The organism is Collinsella sp. AM16-21 (genome assembly GCF_003471905.1).
Classification (GTDB): Bacteria; Actinomycetota; Coriobacteriia; order Coriobacteriales; family Coriobacteriaceae; genus Collinsella.
Map to the genome: position 1 here is coordinate 1 of NZ_QRKJ01000007.1, position 25,311 is coordinate 25,311.

At 50.9% G+C, this 25,311-nt stretch carries 19 protein-coding genes; 5 read left to right on the forward strand and 14 right to left on the reverse strand.

The features are described 5' to 3' along the window. The 4 genes from DW180_RS05015 to rfbA form a co-directional block, all read right to left on the reverse strand. A partial coding sequence (locus DW180_RS05015) for a dTDP-glucose 4,6-dehydratase (RefSeq protein ID WP_118237736.1) occupies positions 1 to 527 on the reverse strand: 527 nt, incomplete at its 3' end. Between the two features lie 75 nt (positions 528 to 602). Further along, on the reverse strand, positions 603 to 1,577 hold the full coding sequence (locus DW180_RS05020; protein WP_118237738.1) for a hypothetical protein: 975 nt from the start codon (positions 1,575 to 1,577) through the stop codon (positions 603 to 605). Positions 1,578 to 1,586: 9 nt separating this feature from the next. Then, complete coding sequence (locus DW180_RS05025; protein ID WP_055252684.1) at positions 1,587 to 2,024, reverse strand: DUF4869 domain-containing protein; 438 nt, start codon at positions 2,022 to 2,024, stop codon at positions 1,587 to 1,589. 95 nt (positions 2,025 to 2,119) lie between these two features. Then, positions 2,120 to 3,019 carry a glucose-1-phosphate thymidylyltransferase RfbA gene (gene rfbA / locus DW180_RS05030; protein WP_118237740.1) on the reverse strand — a complete coding sequence of 300 codons (900 nt, stop codon included), beginning with the start codon at positions 3,017 to 3,019 and terminating at the stop codon, positions 2,120 to 2,122. Between the two features lie 156 nt (positions 3,020 to 3,175). Between rfbA and DW180_RS05035 the strand changes: the two genes are divergently transcribed. Continuing rightward, positions 3,176 to 5,647 (forward strand): glycosyltransferase, encoded by a 2,472-nt coding sequence (locus DW180_RS05035; protein ID WP_118237742.1) that lies wholly within the window; start codon positions 3,176 to 3,178, stop codon positions 5,645 to 5,647. 977 nt (positions 5,648 to 6,624) lie between these two features. Continuing rightward, on the forward strand, positions 6,625 to 7,392 hold the full coding sequence (locus DW180_RS05040; RefSeq protein ID WP_055252552.1) for a phospholipase D-like domain-containing protein: 768 nt from the start codon (positions 6,625 to 6,627) through the stop codon (positions 7,390 to 7,392). Between the two features lie 306 nt (positions 7,393 to 7,698). Here DW180_RS05040 and DW180_RS05045 read toward each other — a convergent pair whose 3' ends face one another. Next, a complete protein-coding gene (locus tag DW180_RS05045) occupies positions 7,699 to 8,340 on the reverse strand; it encodes a transposase (protein WP_147357375.1) in 642 nt (213 codons plus the stop codon). Between the two features lie 273 nt (positions 8,341 to 8,613). On the opposite strand from DW180_RS05045, the gene istA reads away from it, so the two are divergent. Beyond that, on the forward strand, positions 8,614 to 9,420 hold the full coding sequence (istA, locus tag DW180_RS05055) for an IS21 family transposase (protein WP_118237746.1): 807 nt from the start codon (positions 8,614 to 8,616) through the stop codon (positions 9,418 to 9,420). Positions 9,421 to 9,451: 31 nt separating this feature from the next. On the opposite strand, the gene DW180_RS05060 is transcribed toward istA, so the two are convergent. Then, entirely contained in the window at positions 9,452 to 11,506 is a 2,055-nt protein-coding gene (locus DW180_RS05060; protein ID WP_118237748.1) for a DUF2142 domain-containing protein, read from the reverse strand. Positions 11,507 to 12,379: 873 nt separating this feature from the next. Between DW180_RS05060 and DW180_RS05065 the strand changes: the two genes are divergently transcribed. Continuing rightward, the gene (locus DW180_RS05065) at positions 12,380 to 13,381 is read left to right on the forward strand and encodes a glycosyltransferase family 2 protein (protein WP_055252547.1); all 1,002 of its coding nucleotides are present in this window, start codon (positions 12,380 to 12,382) and stop codon (positions 13,379 to 13,381) included. Position 13,382: 1 nt separating this feature from the next. Then, positions 13,383 to 14,963, forward strand: a complete 1,581-nt coding sequence (locus tag DW180_RS05070) for a hypothetical protein (protein WP_118237750.1) — start codon at positions 13,383 to 13,385, stop codon at positions 14,961 to 14,963. A 423-nt stretch (positions 14,964 to 15,386) separates the two neighbouring features. Here DW180_RS05070 and DW180_RS05080 read toward each other — a convergent pair whose 3' ends face one another. From DW180_RS05080 to DW180_RS05120, 8 genes are all read right to left on the reverse strand, one after another. Beyond that, on the reverse strand, positions 15,387 to 15,707 hold the full coding sequence (locus DW180_RS05080; protein ID WP_055252467.1) for a DUF2304 domain-containing protein: 321 nt from the start codon (positions 15,705 to 15,707) through the stop codon (positions 15,387 to 15,389). Between the two features lie 4 nt (positions 15,708 to 15,711). Next, positions 15,712 to 16,404, reverse strand: coding sequence for a glycosyltransferase family 2 protein (locus DW180_RS05085; protein ID WP_055252468.1), 693 nt, complete (start codon positions 16,402 to 16,404; stop codon positions 15,712 to 15,714). A 49-nt stretch (positions 16,405 to 16,453) separates the two neighbouring features. Next, entirely contained in the window at positions 16,454 to 17,686 is a 1,233-nt protein-coding gene (locus tag DW180_RS05090; RefSeq protein WP_055252469.1) for a lipopolysaccharide biosynthesis protein, read from the reverse strand. Further along, positions 17,687 to 18,826, reverse strand: a complete 1,140-nt coding sequence (gene wecB, locus DW180_RS05095; RefSeq protein ID WP_055252470.1) for a non-hydrolyzing UDP-N-acetylglucosamine 2-epimerase — start codon at positions 18,824 to 18,826, stop codon at positions 17,687 to 17,689. A 25-nt stretch (positions 18,827 to 18,851) separates the two neighbouring features. Further along, positions 18,852 to 19,658, reverse strand: a complete 807-nt coding sequence (locus DW180_RS05100) for a glycosyltransferase family 2 protein (protein WP_158570933.1) — start codon at positions 19,656 to 19,658, stop codon at positions 18,852 to 18,854. Between the two features lie 16 nt (positions 19,659 to 19,674). Further along, positions 19,675 to 20,862: a glycosyltransferase gene (locus DW180_RS05105; protein ID WP_118237756.1), complete on the reverse strand. Its 1,188-nt coding sequence runs from the start codon at positions 20,860 to 20,862 to the stop codon at positions 19,675 to 19,677. Between the two features lie 105 nt (positions 20,863 to 20,967). After that, positions 20,968 to 22,107, reverse strand: a complete 1,140-nt coding sequence (locus DW180_RS05110) for a glycosyltransferase family 4 protein (RefSeq protein WP_070097158.1) — start codon at positions 22,105 to 22,107, stop codon at positions 20,968 to 20,970. Between the two features lie 647 nt (positions 22,108 to 22,754). Further along, on the reverse strand, positions 22,755 to 25,274 hold the full coding sequence (locus DW180_RS05120) for an N-acetylmuramoyl-L-alanine amidase (protein ID WP_118237758.1): 2,520 nt from the start codon (positions 25,272 to 25,274) through the stop codon (positions 22,755 to 22,757). Positions 25,275 to 25,311: the final 37 nt, after the last annotated feature.

Consider the following 25,311-nt stretch of genomic DNA (forward strand, 5'->3'; position numbering starts at 1 on the left):
CGCAGGCCATAGGTGCGGGTCCAGGCGCGCACGAGCATGTCGGAGCTCGCCTTGGTGCTCGAGTACGGCGAGGACGGGTGGTACGGCGTCTCCTCGGTGAACTTGGCGGGGTCGTCGAGCGCCAGGTCGCCGTAGACCTCGTCGGTGGAGACGTGGTGGTAGCGGATGCCGTGCTTGCGGACGGCCTCCAGGAGGCGGAAGGTGCCCTCGACGTTGGTGCGCAGGAAGGGCTCCGGGTCGGCGATGGAGTTGTCGTTGTGGCTCTCGGCGGCGTAGTGCACGATCGCGTCGTGGCCGGGGACGATCCTATCGAGCAGCTCCGCGTCGCAGATGTCACCGACGACGAGCTCGACCCTGTCCTCGGGCAGCCCCGCGATGTTCTCGGGGTTGCCGGCGTAGGTCAGCTTGTCCAGGACGGTGACGTGGACGCCCGGGTGGTTGTTCACGACGTAGTGCACGAAGTTGCTGCCGATGAAGCCGCAGCCGCCCGTGACGATGATGTTCTTAGGTTCAAAAATCTCAGACATGAAAATCCAATCTGAAGCAAGTACAGCTTCTTTAGTATGCCGCAGGAAGTGACGCCGCGGCACTATTCAACAAAACTATCGGACATTTCGGCATGCGATAAGAGCCATGACCTTCGCAGAATTACTTCCCCTACAAAACGCCTCCGGAATGCAGTCTTTGTCGTACCGGAAGACCGAATTCCCAGTTTTATCGCGTAAGTACTTATAGAAGAAATCCTCCCAGCTTTTAAACTTCTCACTGTTTACAAAGGCTTCTGGGGTTTCCAAAACCGTCTTAACATCTAGCTCTGAAATTACGCCGGAGCTCAGCAGAAGCCACTCGAATGATTCGGGAAGACAAACCGTAACAGTATCGCGGTGAATGTCTTGCAGCTTAAGGACGCGGTCCGCATAGCACCCAAATGCCGCCCCGTCCGCGACAACAAACACGCGATCGTCGAGATGCTGATCCAACCAGCCCAAAATCGCGCTGTTCGTCATGGCCGAAGTACAGGTAAGCTCACTGTCAGCGAAATGCCGTTCAAAGAACTGGAAACCAGACTTACTGTCCTCGCATAGAAGGATAGAAAAGTCCTGTTTTGGCGCCGACCGGGAAATAGCATAACGATGATTCCCGCGATCTTGATAAACAGGGACGAAAGAATGGTATTTTCCGCTCGTCTTAATCTTGTAAATCTCATCCACGCTATACGGAAGATTGGGGAAATCAGCCCTTGAGATCAGCACGAAATAATTCGAGGAATACAGCACATGATGGGCAAACTCATCAGAATGGATCTCTTTTAAGCCCTCATCGACAAATACAATCGAGTCATGAACGGACGAAAGCTGGTTTCGCCAATCATAATCGGTCAGGGCGACACAGGGACAATCGCATTGCAAGGAAACGCCCGACTGCTCGCCCGTTCGCATGTAGTCTGCGACCATGTCAAACAGTGTCGTCTTACCCGTGCCACTATCGCCACGCACAATAGTGATGTTCCGCTTGATGGTAAATGTGTACTTAGTTCCCCTGCGGCGGGAAATCTTAACGAGATGCGAACCGTTCATAAGCAGTACCTACAGATACGGAATCGACTCGTGAATCAATTCGGCCATGTTGTGAACGATTCGGCCGCTATTCACGACTTTAATTTTAAAATCCTCGCGACCAAAGTCCATCACATGATAGAGATTCACAACAAGCTTGCGGTCTTTCGCCATGTCGAGAATCCACTTGGCACAGTTGTCACCACAGGTAGAAGCGTTAAAAATTTGCTTACGATCAAATCTCATAAGCAGCAGCGTTTTCACGCCACCAGAAAGCTGGAGTGGGGAGATGAATCCAAGCACAGGGCTTTCGATGACGTTTTCGGAGACAACATCCGATCGATCAACATCTTTAATTATCGAGACTGCATAGGGATCCGTAATCCAAGAAGACCGGTAAGAGTTTTTGAAATATGTCGCTGTGTTGTAAATCGCTTCTGGCATATCGCCAAAGTAGACGCTTAACACATCCACTCCCAATCATATTGTCTTTATGGTCAACGTAATCATAACGAAAGGGGCCACCAGATAAACGGTGACCCCTAAAAGAAAACAAGCTTGCGCTAGTACTCGCGCGGGCTGTTGACGATCTCGCCGGCGGCGACCTTCTTCAGGTGCCGCCCGTAGACCGACTTGCCGTAGGCCTTGGCGGCCTCCTCAAGCTCGGCGGTGGAGATCCAGCCGTTCTCCCAGGCGATCTCCTCGGGGACGGACACGGGCAGGTCCTGGGAGTGCTCCACGGCGCGGACGAACTCCGCGGCCTCGTGCAGGCTCTCCATGGTGCCGGTGTCCAGCCACGCGTAGCCGCGGCCGAGGGTCACCACGGACAGCGTCCCCTCCTCCAGGTACATCTGGTTGAGCGTGGTGATCTCCAGCTCGCCGCGCGCGGACGGCTCCACCCTATGTGCCTTGGCGGCGACATCGCCCGGGTAGAAGTACAGGCCGGTAACGGCGTAGGAGCTCTTGGGCTGGGCGGGCTTCTCCTCGATGGAGACGGCCCTCCCCTCGCCGTCGAACTCCACGACGCCGAAGCGCTCGGGGTCGTCCACGTGGTAGCCGAAGACCGTGGCCCTGCCCGACTCGGCGTTCTGGACGGCGCGCGTCAGGTGGCGCGACAGGCCGTTGCCGTAGAAGATGTTGTCGCCGAGCACCAGTGCGCACGGCTCGCCGGCGATGAAGTCCTCGCCGATCGTGAAGGCCTGGGCCAGGCCGTCCGGCGAGGGCTGCTCGGCGTAGGAAAGGTTCACGCCGTAGCGTGAGCCGTCCCCGAGCAGGCGCTCGAAGTTGGGCAGGTCGGTCGGCGTGGAGATGACCAGGATGTCGCGGATGCCCGCCAGCATGAGGGTGGACAGCGGGTAGTAGATCATGGGCTTGTCGTAGACCGGCAGCAGCTGCTTGGAGGTCACGAGCGTGAGCGGGTACAGGCGGGTGCCGGACCCGCCGGCGAGGATGATGCCTTTCATAAAAATCCTCTCGATTGACAATCGTTGAGCAAAAGCCGCTGATTACAGATGCATAGTTAATTAAATTATACGCACCGGCAGCAACCTCCCCGTCTTCTTATTTAATTCGGACAGCAGAAACACGCAACTCTTTCTGCATTTCTAGCGAGGCAACAAATGAAAAAGTACAATGGGCAGTGTCCAACAAACGAAAGGCAGACAATGCGAGTCGAAACAACCGGAGTATGCAGAGGAAACTGGAAAATCTACCAGCAGCTTAAGATTGAAGGCATCCATAAAGGCTCCAGCGTAACAGCCCAAGCGGCTACAAACGACAACCGCTGCTTACCTTTATCCCTCCTAAAATTCCGGGACAATGGTTGTGACTCGAACTCATACGTCCTTGTACTCCCCGATCCCGATGCCCGCACCATCAAAATTGAGTTTTGCGAAATCGGCCAAGACGGTCGTACCCTGAGCAGCGACTCCCTTTCACTCAATTGCAAGAACATCAAATGGGAGTCTCGCCTTAACTACAAAATTAAACCTGACATGTGCAGTAAACTCCGAAACTATGATGACGTTTCAGAGTTTGACATGGCAACGATTGATTTCTGGCAGTGCATCGAAGATTCAAGCGACTACATCCTTAGGTGCACGGTGAGAACGCCGTATCGTAGCGACTCCCAAATCAAACTTCGCTGCCTCGACCGGTTCCTCAATGAGGTTGGGCTGAGCATAGTCAATTTCGGTTCAAATGTAACGAGCGTTGGATTTACATCCGAGAAAAAGCAACTTGAAACGCAGCTCTCGATCCGCATGCCAAAGGCGTTTGATCGTTACTATTTTATTATTGACGATCAAAATCACCCATCATTCAGTGCATTTGACTGCTTAACGCCTGATAAATTAGGCTTGCTTCTTGAGGAGACCAACTTCCTCTTTACCCATGCGCAGTTTGACCCTGAATACCCCGAATGGTTTACAGAGCATAAGGCAACCATTGGTGCACTGGAGAAGCAGAGAAAAATCGTCTTCAATAGCGCTCCGAAATTCAGCATCATTGTCCCTCTTTACAACACGCCCATTTCGTTTTTTAACGATATGGTCGAATCCGTAAAAAACCAGTCTTATGCAAACTGGGAGCTCCTCCTAGTTAATGCAAGCCCTGACAATCAGGAACTAAAGGCTCGCGTTGAGCAGGAGACAGCCCGCGACAACAGAATTAAGTCAATTATTCTTACCGAAAATAAGGGTATTTCCGAAAATACAAACGCAGGCGTTGCCGTAGCTTCGGGCGATTTCGTTAGCTTCTTTGACCATGACGACATCCTTGAACCGGATTTGTTGTTCTCGTATGCCGAGGCAATTGAAAACAATGATAACGTTGATCTTCTTTATTGCGATGAAGACAAACTCATGCCCGATGGAAAGCTGGCACAGCCGTTCTTTAAACCGGATTTCAATATCGATTTACTCAGAAATAATAACTATATATGCCACATGCTTACCATCCGTAAGTCCCTTCTTGACACGCTGCAACCGAATACGAAAGAGTTCGATGGGGCCCAGGATCACAATTTGACTCTCCGGGCCGTGGAAAAGGCTAGGAACGTCCACCATGTTGCAAAAGTTCTATATCACTGGCGCCTAAGCGAAACGTCAACCGCGGCAAATGCCGACAGCAAACCTTATGCCACCATTGCGGGTATTAAGGCGGTTCAGAATCACCTCGACAGACTTGGGCTCAATGCAAAAGTTGAACAAGCGCGTCGTCCCTTTACATATAAAGTAACCTACGCCGTACCAGATTCCCATCCGCTCGTTTCGATCATCATTCCGACCAAAGATCACGCTAATATCCTCGATAACTGCATTACGTCAATTATCGAGAAATCCACATACGACAATTACGAGCTTGTGATAATCGAAAATAACAGCACGGAAAATGCGACGTTCGAGTATTACGATAAGTTACAAGCCAAATACCCTGATATCGTTCGCCTTGTTACCTGGGAGCACGAATTTAACTTTTCCAAGCTCATGAACTTTGGAGTGGCCCGCGCCAAGGGAAATTATCTCTTGCTGCTGAATAACGACACCGAAGTGATTACGCCCAATTGGATTGAAACTATGCTTGGCATCTGCGCACGCGAGGATGTTGGCGCAGTTGGTGCAAAACTCTACTATCCCGACAACACCATTCAACACGCTGGCCTATGCGTCACGGGCGGCGTGGCAGGACATCTCTGCCAAAGCATGCCAAAAGACAACTGGGGCTATTTTGCACTCAACGATGCGCAGCAAGATTTCAGCGCCGTCACGGCGGCTTGCATCATGACCAAACGAAGCGAATACGAAAAAGTCGGAGGTTTCACCGAAGAGCTTCAAGTCGCATTTAATGATGTTGACTTTTGCCTAAAGCTTCGCGAGATTAACGATCTGATTGTATACACGCCCGAAGTCGAGCTGTATCATTACGAGTCAATTTCTAGAGGCGTTGAAAACAACACAAACAAGCAGATTCGCTTCCACAAAGAGGTTGCGTACATGAATTATCGCTGGGCAAACTACTATGTCGAAGGCGATCCATATATAAACCCGAATTTCACCGTGGGAGAACCTGGAAATCGCTATTACCACTTGTGAGATCTAAATGCAGCCTCACAATAGGTGCAAGCAATATCATTGCATATAGATAAGGGGGACGGGGCCTCCATTCCCCCGCCCCCCCCTTATTGCGGCGACATAATTGTGAGTTACTGATTCCTTTTTCTGTATTTAGAGAAAGGAATCTCATTGACTGAGTAATCGTCTTTCTCCGTACCACTTATAACGCGCTTCAGTACCGCCATTCAAAAACGTGAAAATTGCCCTTCAGTACCGCCAGCGGCGCGCTTGAGTACCGCGCCCCAGCGGTCCGCCGCCTATACACTCGAAACGCCATACCATTAGTCGAGAGAAAGGAACAGATTATGGCAAGAAGGTGATTTCCGACGTTGATGACCTGCAAGCTTTCTCTGGAAAAGTTGCCCCTCTATACGATATGCTTCTCTCAAACAGAAAAGAAATTGTCGCTCTCATCGAGCTTCGTGACACTCTGCTGTCTAAACTTATGTCAGGTGAATTCGATGTCTCTAGTGTTGAGCTTTAAGGATAATTTCAGGCGGTGCCGATGTACTCAGTAAATGGTGTCGACTTGCAGAGCAGTGAGCTTGAGGGGTTGAATCTGCTAGTTGCGGCTGAGGGGGAAGTGAGGGTAGCGGTTTTGTTGCCGAGAATCACCTTCATCTCACGGGCGAGAAGTACTGTTTCATCGAAAAGTATATTGAGCTCTACAACGGCCTACACGAAGCGGGCTTGATAAAAGGCCATGGTAGCGATGGTGGATTCCTCTTTGGGGGAGTCACTCAAAGAGGATTTGATTTCGTAGATGATTACGCCACCGTTGTTGCCCTGAACAAAGAGGAGAAAAGGTAGCAGAAGCTTCATGATTACAAAATTGCTGCATTCGGAATTATCGGAGGCTTATTGAGTGGTGCGCTCGAAAGCTGGATGGTTGAGGCACTCAAAAACATCCTTGCTCCATGCAGCTAAATGCCTAGTTTCTTATGTTGGAGGATGTAATGGATGACGAATTATTCGTAAGGACTATGATTGAGGTCTTGAAATTCGATAAAAAGTATTCAGGGAAAAAAGACGACTTATTGCCCATACTCAGAAGAGTCACGCTGAATAGAAAACCCCAATGGGGGTTTGTGCGGCATGGGCGCCCTAATCAGCGATACGAAGATATTGAGCTGCGCATACCCGTACCCCTTCTGAATGAAGCCAATAATCAATATGACGATTTGTACGACATAATCAATTACGTGTACGAAGAAAGCGATGAGTATGCTTTAGGAGAATTGACCCTTCGCCCAAAGATTATTCAATCCGAAGATGTTGAATACACGGAACATGATGTCGTGTTTACCAATATTCAAGAAGAAATTATCCAAGGTATCCGGGATGCGCGGTATTCCATCTGGGCTGCAGTGGCATGGCTGACCAATCGGGCCTTTATAAATGAGCTCAGAGCAAAAAGGCAGCAAGGCGTTTCCGTGAGATTGATTGTCTCAGACGAGGATGCCAATCGTCCTTACTATGGCCAGCTTAGTGGTTTTGATACCGTTCTCATCTCGCGTTCTGGTTGGCGTGAATGGAACCGTATGCACGATAAGTTTTGTATCATTGATTTTGAGTACGTAATGCATGGCTCATACAACTGGACAAAGACAGCAGAACATAATGATGAAACGCTAGCGACCGCCATCGATAGAGATTACGTAAAGAAATTCTCTGATGAATTTGTTCACCTTTACCGTAAAGGGAGAAAGTTGGATATGGCCTAACCGTTACTTGATAATGCAAAGGTAAATAATCATTTGTTGCTCATGGCAATAGAGATGCCGGATCTGAGCGCCTTGTCGAGTTTTGAGATTTCTGCTGTTCTCTATGGAAATGTTGAGACGTAACGAGAGGTGTGCAATATCTCGATTCATCCGATCGGTTGCGCGTCGTTTATTCTTGAGTAATAGACTTTCTCCGTTCCACCTGCAACGCGCTTCGGTAGTATCATCCAAAAATGTGAATATTGCCCTTCGGTACCGCCCGCGGCACGCTTGAGTACCGCTCGCATCCGCGCACGCGTGTTTGTGTCAACGGTCAACTGAACACTGTGGCACGCCGCCCCAGAACTCGTACATGTGCACGTGGCAGCGCAGCCAGGTGCGCTCCCTCATGTCCAGCGTCGGCTCGAAGTAGGCCTTCTGGCTGAACGGGAGCACGCCGACGAACAGGTAGATCTTCGAAACCTCCCCGGTGACCGGGTTCACCAGCCCCCTGCCGACCGTCGGGCCGGACCAGTCGACCTCGCAGGACACGCCGGCCTTGTGCTCGATGCGCTTGGTCAGGTTGTTCGCCACGGTGTAGTCCCCGTAGCGCTCGCAGAACCTGGTGTAGCCCATGGCGACCATGTGCTCGCGCGAGCACTTCGACTTGTACTCGTCGTGCAGCAGGCGCAGGTTGACGCCGACCTTCGCCATCTCGGCGTGCACGTAGGACCAGTCGGGCTCCTCGAAGACGCTCTCGCGCGCGTTGCGGTCGGGGTAGAACAGCTCGTAGACCCGCTCGTCCCCCATACCCTTCACCTGGTCCCAGGTGATGCCGCGATCGTCCGCAATGTCGAACACCTCGCAGACGCTGCCCATGGACATGTGCCTGGTCTTGGCGATCGACCTCCTCGACATGCCCTGGTCGCGGAGCTCCATTATGAGCTTCGCCCTTATCTTCCTTGCCATGTGGTTTCTCCTTCCGTGGATCGGTTGCATGGCAAGCCGATTCTACGGGCGGAGGAGGGGCGATACGGAAATGGCGGAACGGGCGATACGGAAGGAGCGAAACGTCTGGATGGGAAGCGATACGGAAAGCGCGAAACAGGTGCTACTCAGAGCGAGCAATACTCACCGCCCGCGGCGCGCTTCAGTACCGCTCGCATACGCGCCCGCGCCCCACCGGTCCGCCGCCTATACGATCGAGACGCCATACCGGTAGTCGAGAGAAAGGAATGGATCATGGCGAGAAGGATACCGGCGAGGGAGGTGCCCAGGCTGAGGTCGTCGAACCTATCGCTCAACGCGATCGCCGCCGCGCTGCACGCGTCGAAAGCCAGCGTCTCCGTCGTGCTCAGGGCCGCGGCCGAGCACGACGTCGCCTGGGAGGAAGCGGAACGGATGAGCGCCGGGGAAGTGTACGCCCGCCTGTTCCCGGAGCGCGAGCAGCCGGGGCCGGTGTACCCGGACCCGGATTGGGACGCGGTCCACGCCGAGCTCGCGAAGGTCGGCGTCACGCTCAGGCTCCTGCACGGCGAGTACCGCGAGGAGTGCGCCGCGCGGGGCGAGGCGGCCACGTCCTACGACCGCTTCTGCAAGCGGTACAGGCAGTTCACGGTCAGCAGGAACGTCGTGAGCTGGGTCGGCCGCAAGGCGGGCAGGAACATGGAGGTCGACTGGTCCGGTCCGACCATGTCCCTCGTCGACCCGGCGACCGGCGTCGTCTCGAAGGTCTACCTGTTCGTCGCCTGCCTGCCCTTCAGCAGGTACAGCTACGTCGAGCCGGCCCTCGACATGAAGCAGGACACCTGGCTGCGCTGCCACGTCCACGCGTTCGAGTTCCTCGGAGGCGCCACCCCGTGCATCGCGCCCGACAACCTCAAGACCGGCGTCACCGCCCACCCGAGGGAGGGCGAGGTCGTGCTCAACGCCGCGTACGAGGACCTCGCCGCCCACTACGGGTCGGCGGTCATGCCGGCGAGGGTCCGCAGGCCCCGCGACAAGGCGACCCGGCGTCGTCGACCTCCTCGGTCAGCCACTAGTCTATAACCAGCAGCTCGCCGCGTGGCTGGCCACCAAACTACCAGATTACTATGAAATAATACGAACATGCTGCGGAGAAAAAGACCATAATTGACGTAAGAAGCAGCATAGTTATTCTTGTCGTGCTTTCTTCCTTTATCAATTTGCCTGAATTACTGATCTGTATGCCCCCTGTAGAAAAAGAAGGGGCAAGCAAGGCAGCGTATAGCAACAGCGGAGTAAGGTATCGTGCTTGACAACCTGCAATGGCATCCGATCCAACTGATGTAAAGCTCACATATAAAGCCGTGCAAACAAGAGCAATCGATGATGCGACTATAGTAAGAACCCACAACCTACCACACAGGCTCAATCCAAAAGTCTTCGTTTTTGGACTATCAATTAAAGATCCAACGACGAGAACCGTAAAGGGCAAGGCTGAGCTCCATTGCAACACAACCGGAAGAGAGACGCCCATATAAGAGAATGAAAGCGAGTACATATCGGAATTAACAGGGGAAATATAGCCCAATATGAAGTTGATGAGCGTGTATGCGTAATCCAACGGATGAGAGAGAATATACGCGATTTGACCTGACGCACTAACATCAGATCCCCCGCGGGCATCCCCTGCTTGCGCATCAGCGCTAAATAGCATTGGCAACACAAATGATAAAACCATTACGAGCCCGAAGGCGACTACGAAACCGATATAGCGTTTGTAAGCGGTGCGCGAGGAAAACTTGGCTCGGGGCATAAGAAGTAGCAGACCAATGACTGGAAAGTAAATTGCCTTTGGAGCAAGCCCTAGGAATAACGCAGTGACGATTTTTAGCAGGCTTTTGATTGTAAGTCGCTCGAGCGGACGGCTAATTTCTCTCACTACCAAAGCAGCTGCAAGCATGAGAAATGACGTCACAACAGGATCATACGAATAATTTGAAGCGAGAAAAATACTCGTCGGAAGAAGACCAATGAGCATCATGGACAACTTTTTAGTAGGGATAATACGGATGGCGAAAGCAACAACTACTGCATATGAAATAAGGTTGCCCATCTTACCAAACATGAAGCTCACCAAAATTGGAACATGGAATACGCGAGCTACCCACAGACCGATTGCCGATGGAACATACCCGAATGTGGAGACCGTAGTGAGGCTGCTTTTCGATATGGGCGATGCAAAACTTGCCTGCTCCATATATTCGCCCGACTGTTCAGCAGAAGCACCCGCTTCAGCGACCTCATCCACCGACTCGCGGAGCAATTCATGGTCTAAATTCACCGCAGCCCAGGGCTTGGTGACGAGCAGTTGATCCGCGTATGAATACTCCGAATGTCCTAGGTATGACAAACCGAGAGCCCTGTCGTAATGAATCTCGTCATCCCAAGAAATCGCGGTTACCGGAGGTGCTATGAAAACTAAGAAAGATCCCAATAGTAGGCAAGAGCTGAGAAAAAAAAGCTCGACCCTTCCCTTCTTCCAGAAATAAAAGAACGCACCAACGCCGACAAGGAACAAGCAAATCAACAGATAAGTTAAACGACCCGCAACTACACCGATTATCTTAGAGACAAAGTAACTAGGCACCAAGCAAATTATTGCGACAAAGAGGGTCATCAGCGTGACACCCGGAATAGAGTAGACAAACAGTTTGCCAATAGACCTTTGATACGAATGCCCTGAAGGCCCGATCTTGGGAACCGCGGCGTACGAATTGGAGACATGTACGATTATGCAGCCCGAAATAGCGACGAAAAAGATTAGAATACGTCGCTTGCTCCAATCTGATAACTCTAACGGGGTAGACAACGGCGCTCCCCAAAGCGTAAACACCTCAAGAAGAATGGCACCTATAGCGCTTAACCCAATGATACAAGCGAGCATCTTGGGAGAAGAAACGCCATATTTGGTCTGTTTCGGAGTCCTAAGAAAGAAATGATACGAATAAGCAATGAGTACAGCTCCGACAAACGCAGCCAGGGCATAGACAAAAGCCGCGGAAGGACGTAGCTTGATAAAGGCCAGCGACGCAGCAGATAAAACGCCGACGAGCAACGCGGCAATTACCCCAATATCCGCCTTACTCAGATCGGCCTTCCCAATAGTCATCTTTCTTTATCCTCCAAACCTCAAGCGGGGCTAAGGGCAGTTTCAGAGTTTTCCCCTCACTTGCTATTCTGCACTGGTTAGTATCGATACAGCATGCCTGGGCTCAATCGATTTCTCATCATCTGATGATACAGTGAGCCCTCTTGGCTATTTGCTCATTCTCAAGTTCTTGTTCCAAGATTAGCAACATCCCGCGCAATTTTGAACGGCGCCTTGCAAAGCATGCCCTAGACGCAATAAATAAGATGAGAATTACACATGAAGCGGAAAACCAAATAATCAGAGAGGCAATGGTGCTATCCGCAGAAATCTCACCATTGCCTCCCTTGTACCATTCTGAGAAGGCCCAGCCGATAGTAGCTCCCGGAAAACCCATGCCACTGACATAAGCGAAACGATCTCGCCGTCCCCATTTGCGGCATCAAGCAGTGCAAGCAGGATTCTTACTTACTGCGCCAAACCAAGCTCCATCTTTTGAGGAGCCTCGGATGTGCAGCTTGAACAAAAAGAAATTCTAACCAAACGCCTCCCGGAAACTTTCTTATCGTTGTTACTCATTTTGAGCTCATACTCCGCACAGCCCAAAATCCCAGAATCGCCGTGACATCGTTTATGCGAAAGCATATCCGGGATTTTTATATTTAATATCCCTAACACACTCCCCAACTCGCCTGCAGCGCTACGTATCTTCTTGATCGTCCAATCACTTCATAAGCGCAAGCTATTCAACGCGAGAATTCTCGCGGCGTTTCAGTTTGGGGATTTTTACCATGGTTGATTCGTCAGGAGATGACGAGTCTAGCACCGGGGCTGCGCCGCGAGGTGGAGTATAATCACTTTTCGTTGAACGTTTTGTCCGTGAAAGGCAAGTGCATGCAAAGCGATGATACTCAGACTCCGTCCCCGAAGCCGATTCTGTGGATGGTCATTCCTTGTTACAATGAGGAAGCTGTCTTGCCGGAAACATCTGGGACGTTTTTGTCTGAGCTCAGCGGATTGATTTCGGCCGAAATCGTAAGTGATAAAAGTAGCATTCTGTTTGTAGACGATGGGTCGAGTGATAGCACATGGACCATCATTGAAAGACTCTCAAACGACGATGCTCATTTCAGGGGAATATCACTGTCAAGAAATCGAGGTCATCAGAATGCCCTTCTTGCGGGGCTTATGGAAGCGCGTAAGTACTGTGACGTCTCCATTTCTTTGGATTGCGACGGGCAAGACGATATCTCGGCCGTATCTAAAATGATTGAAAAGTACCTGGACGGTAGTGACGTCGTATATGGCGTTAGAAACGACAGGTCTACCGATACGTTCTTTAAAAGGATGACTGCGGAGGCTTTCTACGGCATGATGAAAGAGATGGGGGTAGATACCGTCTTCAATCATGCAGATTATAGGCTCTTGAGCCTTGCCGCTCTGGATGGGTTGTCGGAATATGGAGAATCAAATCTGTTCTTGCGCGGAATGGTTCCGTTGATTGGGCTTCCCAGTTCAACCGTTGAGTACTCGCGCGCAGCTCGCGTTGCGGGTGACAGTCACTATCCCCTACGAAAGATGATCGCTCTCGCTGTTGACGGGATAACGAGCCTTTCGATTAAGCCTATCCACCTAATTAGCGCGGCGGGCGCTGTAATTGGCCTCGTTGGCCTATTGGGGACCTTTTGGGCGATCCTCTCTTATTTCTCTGGGGCGACGGTTTCGGGCTGGACGAGTACCATCTGTGTCATCTTGTTTTTGGGTGGCACGCAACTCCTGAGCCTCGGTGTTATCGGCGAGTATGTGGGCAAGGCGTATCTTGAGACAAAGAGTCGCCCGCGCTATCTAATCGAAAAGAGAACGTATGAAAGCAACCGACGAAACCTAAGGGGCTAACGTGGTCGAATCTTGTCCTGCGACACGTGGAGTCGTTAAGATTCCGTGGTTTTTGCGTTTTGGCAGATGTGTCGCTTTGGCGTATTTCTCGCTTGCCCTGCTTGCCGTTGCTTTCCTTGCCCCGCGCCTGCCTTATGCCTGCAAAGGGGAGGAGGCATCCCTTTCTTTACCTAGTCTGGCTGTGGTTGTGATAGTGGGGCTCGTTGTCTCTGTGGCATTGGCTAAGAGACGGCCAAAGGCGAACGTGGACTTCCTTGGTCTTCAAATGTTTAGACGCGTTAGCATTTCATTGGCCGTGGTAGTTTTCGTGCTTCAAATCTGCCTAATCAATAGCATATATTTTGAGACAGGCTGGGATGTCGGTGTGCTGATGTCGGGGTTGTCCGATGAGGGAGCCACGCTGGATTATTTCTCGCGCTATCCCAACCAGCTGTTTTTGCTTTTTATCTTCAAGACTGTGGGCCACTTTTGCCAACTTATTGGATTCCAAAACGTATACCTCATGCTTGACGTGGTGGGAGCAGCGTGTGTTACTTTGGCTGTTGTTCTGACCTCCTTTGTTGTGGCGAGGCTGGCGGGTTTTGGTCCTGGGTACTATACGCTTGCGTTCGGTTGTTTGTACTTGAGCTTCTCTCCTTGGATTGCGGTTCCTTATTCAGATACGTATGGAACTATCTGCCCCGCGCTGGTCTTGTTTCTGTACAACAATACTGGCCGAAGCCCGTTACGCACATTCGGCATGCTCTTTTTCGGCGTGGTCGGATACTTTATTAAGCCTACGGCCATCTTCGTTGTTGTCTCAATTGTGCTTATAGAGGCTGCATGCGCGATAAGTCGTCGAAGGTTTGTCGTTGACGGGCAGTTGGATTGCTCTCAAATCAAATCGCTCTTTTTCCAATTCGCTGCGATCACATGTGCTCTTGTTCTCTCGTTTGGCGCCAACTCACTCGCAAGGGAGGCGGGTCCGGTGATTGACGCCGATAAATCCTTTTCGATGGCTCATTTCTTGATGATGGGATTTAATGACGAGACTTATGGGTGCTACTATGAAGACGACGTTATCTATTCCGCCTCATTTGGTAGCCAACAGGATAGATCACATGCAAATTTCGAAAAGTGGGCTGAGAGGTTAGAGTCTCTGGGTCCCCAGGGTGTTTTGAAGTTGATGGTCCAGAAGACTATTTCGAACTATTCGGACGGTACTTTTGCGTGGGCTGCTGAAGGAAACTTTTTTTTGAGTACTCCTCATTCTGACAACACGCTGTCAAAGTTCTTTGGAGAAGACGGCTCTTTCACGCTGTTCCAGGTTTTTGCCCAGCTTTGCTGGATGTTTGTCCTGGTCGGTATGTGTCTGAACTGGCTGAAGTTCCCTAGATCAAAGACGGAGTATGTGGTTTTATGTTCGGTGTTCTTGCTCAGCGTGTTTTTGATGCTGTTTGAGTGCAGGGCCAGGTATATGTTTCTCTATTCTCCATTTTTTATTGCGCTCGCGGTGCTTGGATGGAGAAACCTGATTGATGTGTTTGCGAAGCGATTCTCGGAAAACAGACTGTCTGGCCGAGAAAGACTCCGCGGGGTTTAACTTGCGGCGAGAAACCTCTTTCTAGACCAGTAGTTCTACATCATAACAACGGCTATGGCGGCAATCTTTAACTATTCTGTAGTCCAGGTTCGCCAAGTAGGTTCTAATCCACATGCAAATCTCATTGATGACCAGACCTGGTAGTGCAAGGGGTTGAATTGTCACTCTTGGATATTTAAATGAAGGCCGCATTTAGATGGTAGCTATCGAGGAGGGACCTGCCGGCATCCGTAGCGCATTGAATGCCGTGAACATGTCGTGCATGAAGCGAGGGTTAAGCTGTGGGTGAGCTTGTCGAGCACGGTCACGTGCACCCCGGGGTAGTTCTTCACTACGTAGTGCACGAAGCTGGACCCGATGAAGCCGCAGCCACCGATGACGATGATGTTGGTGGGTTCGAAGGGCATAAAGACTGGTGTCATGCTACTTGAGAGCGAGCTCTTCAACAAGTGCGTTCACGCGACGTCTGAGCTCTGCAATCTTTACCGTGTTGGAGAACTCTCGATAAAGAAGCAGCGCAATTGCATAGAGGAATACGAAGTTCGACGGGCTTTCGAAGCCAAGGGCCCCTGCGAGCCAGAAGGCAATCTGGGGAACGGCTGCAAACACGACAAAGCTCAAAGCAAAGAACAACCAGAACACGGAGTCGAGAACCTGTATCTGAGCCTTACGGAGCTTCTTCACTATCACGAACAAGATGGCAAATGCACCCAGAATGAGTACGACCCTTAAAACGCTAGACATATAATCACCTGAACCACTGAACGAAAAGAATGGAGATGCAAGCTCGCGCCATGTAAGCAATCGACTTGGAGATATTAAGATAGCTCTCCCCCGCCTGGCGTTCACGCATCTCAACTTGAACCTCGCTCACCTTCGCCCCCTTTTTTATAAGAAGCGAAATGCTCTCGGGCTCAGGGTTAAGCGAGTCGTCCTGCGCGAAGCGCTTAATCATTTCCTTGCTAAACATTCTCATTCCCGAGGTAGGGTCAGCTACGCGCTTTCCCGTAGTCAGCTTGATCATGACTGTAATAAGGCGTGAGCCAATCATTCGAGCGGAGATTTCCTTTTTCACGTGGAGGAAGCGTGAGCCAATTACGATATCAGCGTTTTCATTAATAGCGGTCTCGAGCATTTCATCGATATACTCAGGCATATGCTGACCGTCCGCATCAAACTGAAGGGCATAATCGTAGCCGTTGCGGAGCGCGTACTTCATGCCCGTCTGAAATCCAACGGTGAGGCCAGAATTGACTGGCAGTGTTACGTAGTTGTACCCACGATCGCGACAAATCCGCTCAGTTAAATCCTTGGAGCCGTCGTTTACTACGAGATAGTCAACACTTGGAGCGACACCTACCAGCTCGTCAACCGTGGCCTCGAGCGATTCTTCCTCATTATACGCTGGAATAATAACCAGCAATCGATGATGCTTATCCATACATCCACCTTACCTTTTATCTTCCGAAACGTAATCCAGGCATCACATACTATTTCCAGTAGCCTTTTAGCTGAATAACTAACACGGTTGCCATGAAGCCTATTCCACAAAGAGCAGAAATGAGACAGACATATGTAACACCATCCATCGAATACAGAGCAATTAAAGGTAAGGCGCAGAGAGAGGAAATTAGAGCAGCAACATTCCCAACAAAGGCACCCCGGAAGTTTCTGATAGCCATTAGCAAATCGTTTACAAACCACATATACCCCGTAAGCATCGCAAGCGCCACAAGCGGAGGAAGTAGATATGAAAAGCCAGACATCTTTTTCCCATACACAAGAACAAGAACCGGCTCACCTAAAACCATTACTCCAATAGCGCACACCAGCCCCAGAACAACGATCCCGACCGTCGCCTTTGTCAAAAGCGCATTGAAGCCTTTCCTGTCCCTAGCAGCAAAACTCTCCGAAAAATAGCCTAGAAGAGGATTGTAGATATAGGAGGCGCCCGTCTGAATAAGCGCAACAGGAGCAGCTGCGGCAGCATAAATGCCAAGAGCAGCCTCCCCTTGAACACCAACAAGGTATTGCCTTGGAATCGAAGATGCTGACGCCGCGGCAATGGACGCAAGAACGATGGGGAGACATCTCAAGGCCAGTCGAAGGCACTTTTTGAACGAGATGCTTGGGGCCAATGGGCCGAATTGAAGGGTCCTTGGCAAATCGTAGACAGCACCAACGAGGATCACGACAACGGTCATTGCAACTATCGCCGCCTCGAGCGATTCGCATAAGCCAAACACTACGGTAAAGGCAACAAGAGATAGAATCCCCTGAAAAGACAGAGACTTACCGATGTAATCCATTCGATGATGGCGCTGATCGCACGCGTGAAAGACGTCTACAACCAAGGAAATAGACTTGTAGACGGCATAGAGCAGAATAGCTGCAATCGCTCCCGATTCGCATGTAAACAGCGAATAGCCGGTGCACAGAGCGAGCGCGACTCCGCAAGTGAAAAACCGAAACGCCAGGTATTCACCCGTGGTATTCTCATTCTCAACATCTGAGACCTGGTACGTATACATGCGATACTGAGCGATAGGGGCAAAGATGTTGTAGATGGACATTGCCAAAGAGAAAACGCCGGATGCCTCGTAACCTGAACCAAGGCGAACGATCAGAATCGTAATCAGCCATTGGCAAGCAAGGTTAACGATGGAACCGAACGAGTTCCACAGCATATTCTCTTTAAGAGAGAGCTGCTTAACCTCACTCATCTACCGAACCAATGCTTCCCCGAGACTTTGCAGCCCCTTCTCCAGAACATCAGCAATTCGCTCACTCGCATGACCGTCACCATACGGGTTGCTGGCATGAGCCATGCGGGAATATGCTTCTTCATTCTCTAAGAGGTCGCAACATGTTGAGAAAATAGCATCTTCACTTGTGCCAACAAGCTTAAGCGTGCCCGCCGCAACGCCCTCAGGGCGCTCGGTCGTATCACGCATCACCAAAACCGGCTTACCCAAGCCCGGGGCCTCTTCCTGAATGCCGCCTGAATCGGTAAGAATCAAGTAGGAGCGGGCCATGAAATTATGAAAATCAACCACGTCTAGAGGATCAATTAGATGAATGCGGTCGCAGCCGTCCAACTCTTCATGAGCCGCCTTGCGAACGACAGGATTCAAATGTACAGGATAAACAGCGCGCACGTCATCATGCTTTTCAACAATTCTGCGAATAGCCCTGAACATGTGGTGCATGGGCTCGCCAAGATTCTCTCGACGATGAGCCGTAATCAAGATCAGGCGCCTATCTCCAACCCAATCAAGCTCGGGATGCGAATAATGATCGCGCACCGTCGTACGAAGCGCGTCAATGCCAGTATTTCCCGTCACGAAAATTCGACTGGAATCCCGATGCTCAGAAAGCAGGTTGTTGCGAGCTGCTTCAGTTGGAGCAAAGTGCCAAGCGGCAAGTATGCCGGTTGCCTGCCTATTAAATTCCTCGGGATACGGTGAGTGGATGTTGTATGTACGCAGACCCGCCTCGACATGGCCCACGGGAATGCCCTTGTAGAAGCATGCAAGTGCGGCGGCAAAGGACGTCGTCGTATCACCGTGAACAAGAACAACGTCGGGCTTGAGCTGATCCAGCACGCCGTCCAAGCCATTAAGAACAGCCGTGGTAACATCGAACAAAGTCTGTCTTTGTTTCATGACGTGCAAATCAAAATCGGGCACAACCCCAAACTCCTCAAGGACCACGTCGAGCATCTGGCGATGCTGGCCGGTAACGCAAACCTTCGCGTTAAGGCCAGATCGGTTCTTCAGCTCCTTTACGAGAGGACACATCTTGATTGCTTCGGGCCTTGTTCCAAATACCAACAGGACCGTCTTCTTCGACAAAGAGCTCATGCTGCACTCCATACTTCACTCAAGCCTATTTGCACAAACCAAACATTTTCAATAACGAACGGTACATAAATCCACAAAACGGAATGGCTTTTGCCCTTATTCCGACTGTGCTATGCATCAACTCTGAAACGTACAGGCGATATCCCTTCCAGTTCGTAATGAGCAGCCGATCAGTATTCTTCGTGTAGCCATCGGCAAGGTATTCGCACACGTAGAGAGGAAAGGCGTACCCACGAATTAGATATCCATCGTTGCTGAATCTATTAAAGACAACTGCTTCAGGAACAAACCTCTCATCTTCAAAAACCGGGAATCGGTACTTCCTCAACCGTTCCGTCACAAAGGCCTCGGCAAGGTCACCCGTAATCCCCTTCGATCGGCGATCAATTGACGAATAATCGATGTACGAACCCACATTGTCTTGCAGAATTCCTCCCGTAAGCTTGTTGCCCGGAAAAATACGAACTCCCGACAAGGCAATCAGGCGCTCGTTAGACATAACGGTTTCACAGTTCTCCCCAATACGCTCCAAGGCATCATCGGTTAGATAATCGTCGCTGTCTACCGGGAAAAACAAGGCTCCCTTCGCCTCATCAAGACCCTTATTCCATGCAACGTGCTTTCCGCTATTGACCTGGAAAAAATAGCGGATAGGAAATTTCACCTGACAATCTTGCTGCATCGCCTCGACGAGCTTTCGCGTATCATCCGTGCTTCCATCATCAACAATTATCCATTCGAAATCTCGAAAAGATTGTCTTTTCAGACTTTCGAATAGCTTGGGAAGGATATATGCGCGATTATAAGTCGGGGTAAAAACCGTTATAAGCATAGACGACCCGCTCACTTTAGCAACTGGACCCAACGCTTCCCAAATCCCTGGCAAACGGGATGAGGGAATTTGCAAAAGAAACCTTTTGCACCAGGCGATCACATGAATCCCTGTCGCATACCGCATTGTCCATTTTCAAAACGAGATCATCCACATCCCCGTTATACAGAAGTCCAACACCATGTCTATCAATCTCTTCGGCAATGTCGTAAACGTAAGGAGTAGTGATTACCGGCCTGTGCGCCGCGACGTATTCCAAGAACTTGTTAGGGTAAGCAAAGTGGTTCGTTGGAACGTCCTCTCTCAACATCACGAAGAAGTCCGCAGCACAGAACACGCTAGGGAGGTCAGATGGCTTGAAGCTATCGAATTCAACGTCGTCACAATCACCGATTGCGGCGCGTGCAGAAGTAACGTCACCAGACAAAACAAGTAGCTTTGCCCCACGCCTCTTCAGTATTTCGCGATACAACTCTGCAGTTTGCGGAAGGCATTGCCACGACGAAGCTCCGCCTGAGTAAACGAGCAGCCACTCGTTATCTTCTACACCGTACTTCCTCCTATAATCCTCTCGATACTTAAGCTCCTCCGCACGACCAAAGCTTGGCTTCGCCCCCGTCGCACACGGAACAATGTAGAACTGACCCTCTTTGCAGCCGCACTCTCGACAAAGGAAACTGCGATACGCTCGAGAAACACAAAAGATACGGTCGAACTTACGCAAATATTTGCGCTGCTCGTATCTCTCAACAAAAGCGGCGGCACGGTGGAATGAGCCAAGGAAGAGGGGCTCGTCGCGTGCAAGAAGGGAGCCGTCGCCGTAATAACCATGAACATCAGCACATACAAAAGCTCCCGACGCCTCGGCGGCGCGCTTCATCCGGTCGACATAACGAAACAGCCCCACGCCAGAAAGGATGATCGCCTTGTAGGAGCCACTCAAAACCTTTTTTTCCGCAGTGGTAATTAGCTCTTCATATCCCGACAGCAGCTGCATGGGATTCATAAAATCCCGCCGAACATAAACGCCGGGTCCAAAAGCTTCACCACCCTCAGAAACACCCAAGCGAACATTGCAAAGAGCCGCAACATCAGACTCAATGCCCCACCCATTCTTTAGAGCATCTGCTCTATTTTTAATCAGGCTAAACTCGCCGCCCGAGGTGGCAACATTCCTTGAGGTCACAATAAGAATATCGTGCATCACTATACCTTCTCATTCTCCTACTTCTGAAGAAAACAATATCCGAACGAGGAAACAAAACCGCGGCAAACCCCAGTCAACGGAAAAGCAACACCAACGTAATTGCTACGCACCAAGAAGTTCAACGAGCCTCTCTGCAGTATTGCCCCACGTACAATACTCTCGAACTCTACTCTGGACCAGCCGTCCCTTTCGCCGCGTCTCCGCTTTCGATGCGCACGCCACTCGTATTGCTTCGGCAATTTGGTCGGGAGCACAGCCATCCAACAAAAAACCGCAATCTTCCTCACCAAATACTTCGTCAACTCCGCCCACCAAGGGAATGATTGCCGGGGTGCCGCACGCCGAAGACTCGAGAAGGGTCGTACAAAAACCCTCTGATCTCGTAGGAAGACACAGCACGTCTGCGGCCTGAAGCAAGGACGACACATCCGCCGGACGCAAAGGACCAACATAGGAGACATTCTCAGGAGTAGAATCCATCAACTCACGCAGGGGACCATCACCCGCAACCACCAACTTTACGGGCGTTTCATTCAGTTGCTTCATAGCCGCAAGAAGGGAGTCGATACCCTTCTCGGGAATCAACCTTCCAACAAAACAGGCAAGAACAGAATCCGTCCCGACGCCCAATTCGGCACGAAAATCTCGATTTGAGGCATTGGAGCAATAAGCATCAACGTCAATCGCGTTAGGCAGGATATCAATGCCAGAAATACCAAATTGTCGAAGCCAATCCAGGCTTTTCTTAGAAACACCGCAAAACACTGGATGAAACCGCTTGGCAATCGAAGTAATTATGTGTTCATAGGCGCGAACGAACACATCCAATACTGCGTTTCCGAATGTAAGATACTGCGATCCATGGTCAAGAACGATGGGGGTAAGATGATGGCGCCTGGCGAACCGAAGCCCACAGATTGAATGGGGATAAAACCTCGTATTAACTAGGACGCCATCGAAGCACTCGCCATCAAGAGCCCTCAGCATGCTCCGATAAGCTCTTCCAAAACGCGAGACAGGGAACCTGCCACCAAGCAATGGAAAACACGGCAGTCTTACAACCTCAATACCATCGTCTGTTACCTCTCGAGACGGCAGCGAATCGCAATTACACGTGACCACGACCGGCTTATGGCCCATGCCAATGAGCGTAACTGCGAGGTTTCTGGTATAGGACTCAACACCGCCAATGTGAGGCAGATATTGAGCGGAAAAGATTGCTATTCTCAGCGCTTCAGCCATTGATTCTTTCTTACTCTCTCGTCATCTCTATCTCGCTCTAGAAAAGCCAGAACGAGCTTGAATCTTGGCATAAGAGCTCCCAATCTCTTAGCAAAAGATATAGTTTATGGTAGCAGACCGCCCTACAAACAAAGGGACGGAGCTCACGCTCCGTCCCTTTGCTACTTGACGGTCACGGGATTAGTCGTAAAACCGTTACCCAGATACTCGCTTGGTCGACGAGGGACATGGTCGGACCGGACCAGTCGACCTCCATGTTCCTGCCCGCCTTGCGGCCGACCCAGCTCACGACGTTCCTGCTGACCGTGAACTGCCTGTACCGCTTGCAGAAGCGGTCGTAGGACATCGCCGCCTCGCCCCGCGCGGCGCATCCTCGCGGTACTCGCCGTGCAGGAAACTGAGCGTGATGCCGACCTTCGACGCGTGCAGTGCAGAGGCGATCACGTTGAGCGACAGGTTCGACGACGTCAGCCTGAGCACCACCCTCGCCGGTATCCTTCTCGCCAAGATCAGTTCCTTTCTCTCGACTACCGGTATGGCGTCTCGAGCGTATAGGCGGCGAGCCGGTGGGTCGCGGGCGCGGATGTGAGCGGCACTAAAGCGCGCTACAGGTGGTACAGAGAAGGACGATTACTCATGTAGACCCATTACATGCACAAAACATCAAGGACAATTGCATTTAAGCCTTCGCCGTAACCTTTACCGGGAACGGCCCAACGTCCATTTAGGTCCGTCGTCTTGGGAGCACACCCACGGGAAACAAGATTAAAGCGTGGGTCAATACACGGATTATTCAAAGGTTCAGTTGTTGCGTACGCTTTTAAATGCTGCGCCTGAACCCTAAGCCCTTCTCTAACGGAAGAAAAAGTATATCCGGGATTTCCAGGACCGGTGGCTCCAACACCTCCAAAATTGCACTGATTTGCCTGGACCAAATTTCCGAATCTTAAATAGCCCGTCTCTTTCATGACTTGAGCATATAAAACTTCAGGACATACTCCCTCAAATGAGGCTTCTTCGTAAAGGATCTTACAAAACTCATCAATAGAGGCGCTGCCTTTGCTTTTATACACGCTTGTTGGATAAGTATGCTTCCCAACAGTCCTGCCGTAATGAACGGCAGCATCCTCGTAAGAAGTGAAAGACGAGGACATTATATAGCCCTCAAATCCAGTCATGCTCGAACCATTACGGTGCTCTTTCATCCCATATTCGAGATAGTGGAGATAATACTCTTTTAAATTACTTCCGTAAGCCTTCCTAAGATCGAGGTACCTCGTTCTATAACTATAAACGTCGAACGCCTCGGAGCCGCGGCGGCCCTCCGACATTCCGTAGTTGATGAAGTGCCGCAGGACGGCCGAGTCGTCGACCATAGTCACGCCGCCGTAGGTCGACTTGGTGAAGGCCTTCTCGACGTCGCCGTTGCGGGAGAGGTAGTACTCGGGGTCGTAGACGGGAGCGTAGTCCACGCCGCCCGCCTTGGTTGCGGCGCCCTTGAGCTTCGAGCAGCCGGTGGCGTGGCGCCCCTCCTTCTTGCCGTACATAAGGTAGTGCGAGTAGTAGCTGGCGAGGTCGGTGCCGAAGGCGGCGCGGAGATCGGGGTACTCATTGTAGTAGCTCTGCACGTCGAACGCCTCGGAGCCGCGGCGGCCCTCCGACATGCCGTAGTTGATGAAGTGATCCAGGGCCTTATCTTTGCTTCCGTTTGCCCATTCGTTAACATCTGGATACTTATTGAGATAGTAGTCGGCATCGAAAACAGACGAATAATCAAGCCAAGAGGATTTGGGGAACTGCGCGATGATGGCATCCGCATCAGCTTCTCCAAGGCGTTTGCACCCGGCATCACTAAAGTACTTGTTCGCATCGCCCCAATTAGAGATAAATCCGTGCTCAATCAAAATACCGGGGATTCCAGCTTCACGAGCGCAACGAATAACAGCGAATTCGTCGCCTACCTGCATCTGAAAGACACCACGGTTTGTAAGTCCGAGAGCAACAAGATTGTTCTGAACCTTCTGGGCCAGCTCGTACGAAACCTGGGTATAGTCAGCCCCGTTCACGGTAGGCGAATATACCTCGGCGCCATGAGCTGCGGACGAACCTGAATTGATATGGAAACTGATATAGGCCTGGGCGCCCTGATTGACGCAACGCTGAACGCGGTAAAGGAAGTCGCTGCTACCGTAGCTGCCCGACTGCTCACGAGCGAGAATTACCTTAAATCCGTAATTCTCAAGCTTGGTCTTACACGCGCTAACAATCTTCCATGTTAGGTCGGCTTCACTCTTCCCATTGCCCTGAGCGCCGGGATCGGATCCACCGTGACCGGCATCAAGTGCAACCACGCGAACGTTTTTACGAGCCGAACGGGAATCGACGCTATAAGCCGCAATGTCACCATCACCTTCAGAACCGGAAAGCGCCTCTTCAATAGAGAAAGCCTCGACAGGATTGCCGTTCTCATCAGCATAGTAGACCGACAAATCATCGATATTGTCAACGCTATCAGATGAAGAAGACGAATTGACTACGTCAAAGCTGTAATCCTCAGAGGAGAGGTCCACTGAATAGATCGCGTTCGAATCCTTCACCTGATACGTAATACCGGTTAAAAAATACCGCGCTACCAACAAATCTTGTCCAAATGTAAAGCCCGCAGCATTCCCAGAGAAAGCCGAAGCTTCAACGGAGCGCTCTTCGCCAGAATTGCTGACGAATGATAGGGACGCAGAGGTCAAAACATCAGAATCAGATGCAGTTGCGAACGCCGCCTCTTGCATAGCACCCAAAGAAAGAGAGGGTTGCGAAATGTACAAGTATTGGAAAGAGGCATCGACACAAGAGGAATCGGAAGATTGAGCCGATTGAGCGGCCGATTCGACATCCGAATTACAAGAGCCTGCTTCGGCGGTCTTCTCAGTATCCTCACAAGAGTCGGCTTCGGCGGTCTTCTCAGTATCCTCACAAGAGTCGGCTTCGGCGGTCTTCTCAGTATCCTCGGAAACGAAATCCGAAAATGAAGAGGAGCTAGAGGTCTCGGCTTCATTATTAGAGAGCGAGGAAAACTCAAGTGCATAGGCCGACGAAACGGGAGCAAGGAAAGAAGAGGAAACCAGAACAGCGGTAACCAAATTAGCAACTGCGCAACGAACCTTTTTCATATATGCACTCCCAATAAATTAACGTAAATCTAAATTG

Excerpts from the sequence above, each read along its gene's own strand:
- DW180_RS05035 (WP_118237742.1), top strand. The coding sequence starts at position 3,176 with ATGAAAAAGTACAATGGGCAGTGTCCAACAAACGAAAGGCAGACAATG.
- DW180_RS05045 (WP_147357375.1), bottom strand. The coding sequence starts at position 8,340 with ATGGCAAGGAAGATAAGGGCGAAGCTCATAATGGAGCTCCGCGACCAG.
- DW180_RS05120 (WP_118237758.1), bottom strand. The coding sequence starts at position 25,274 with ATGAAAAAGGTTCGTTGCGCAGTTGCTAATTTGGTTACCGCTGTTCTG.
- DW180_RS05100 (WP_158570933.1), bottom strand. The coding sequence starts at position 19,658 with ATGCTTATAACGGTTTTTACCCCGACTTATAATCGCGCATATATCCTT.
- istA (WP_118237746.1), top strand. The coding sequence starts at position 8,614 with ATGGCGAGAAGGATACCGGCGAGGGAGGTGCCCAGGCTGAGGTCGTCG.
- DW180_RS05020 (WP_118237738.1), bottom strand. The coding sequence starts at position 1,577 with ATGAACGGTTCGCATCTCGTTAAGATTTCCCGCCGCAGGGGAACTAAG.
- DW180_RS05065 (WP_055252547.1), top strand. The coding sequence starts at position 12,380 with ATGCAAAGCGATGATACTCAGACTCCGTCCCCGAAGCCGATTCTGTGG.
- rfbA (WP_118237740.1), bottom strand. The coding sequence starts at position 3,019 with ATGAAAGGCATCATCCTCGCCGGCGGGTCCGGCACCCGCCTGTACCCG.
- DW180_RS05080 (WP_055252467.1), bottom strand. The coding sequence starts at position 15,707 with ATGTCTAGCGTTTTAAGGGTCGTACTCATTCTGGGTGCATTTGCCATC.
- wecB (WP_055252470.1), bottom strand. The coding sequence starts at position 18,826 with ATGAGCTCTTTGTCGAAGAAGACGGTCCTGTTGGTATTTGGAACAAGG.
- DW180_RS05085 (WP_055252468.1), bottom strand. The coding sequence starts at position 16,404 with ATGGATAAGCATCATCGATTGCTGGTTATTATTCCAGCGTATAATGAG.
- DW180_RS05110 (WP_070097158.1), bottom strand. The coding sequence starts at position 22,107 with ATGGCTGAAGCGCTGAGAATAGCAATCTTTTCCGCTCAATATCTGCCT.
- DW180_RS05040 (WP_055252552.1), top strand. The coding sequence starts at position 6,625 with ATGGATGACGAATTATTCGTAAGGACTATGATTGAGGTCTTGAAATTC.
- DW180_RS05105 (WP_118237756.1), bottom strand. The coding sequence starts at position 20,862 with ATGCACGATATTCTTATTGTGACCTCAAGGAATGTTGCCACCTCGGGC.
- DW180_RS05060 (WP_118237748.1), bottom strand. The coding sequence starts at position 11,506 with ATGACTATTGGGAAGGCCGATCTGAGTAAGGCGGATATTGGGGTAATT.
- DW180_RS05090 (WP_055252469.1), bottom strand. The coding sequence starts at position 17,686 with ATGAGTGAGGTTAAGCAGCTCTCTCTTAAAGAGAATATGCTGTGGAAC.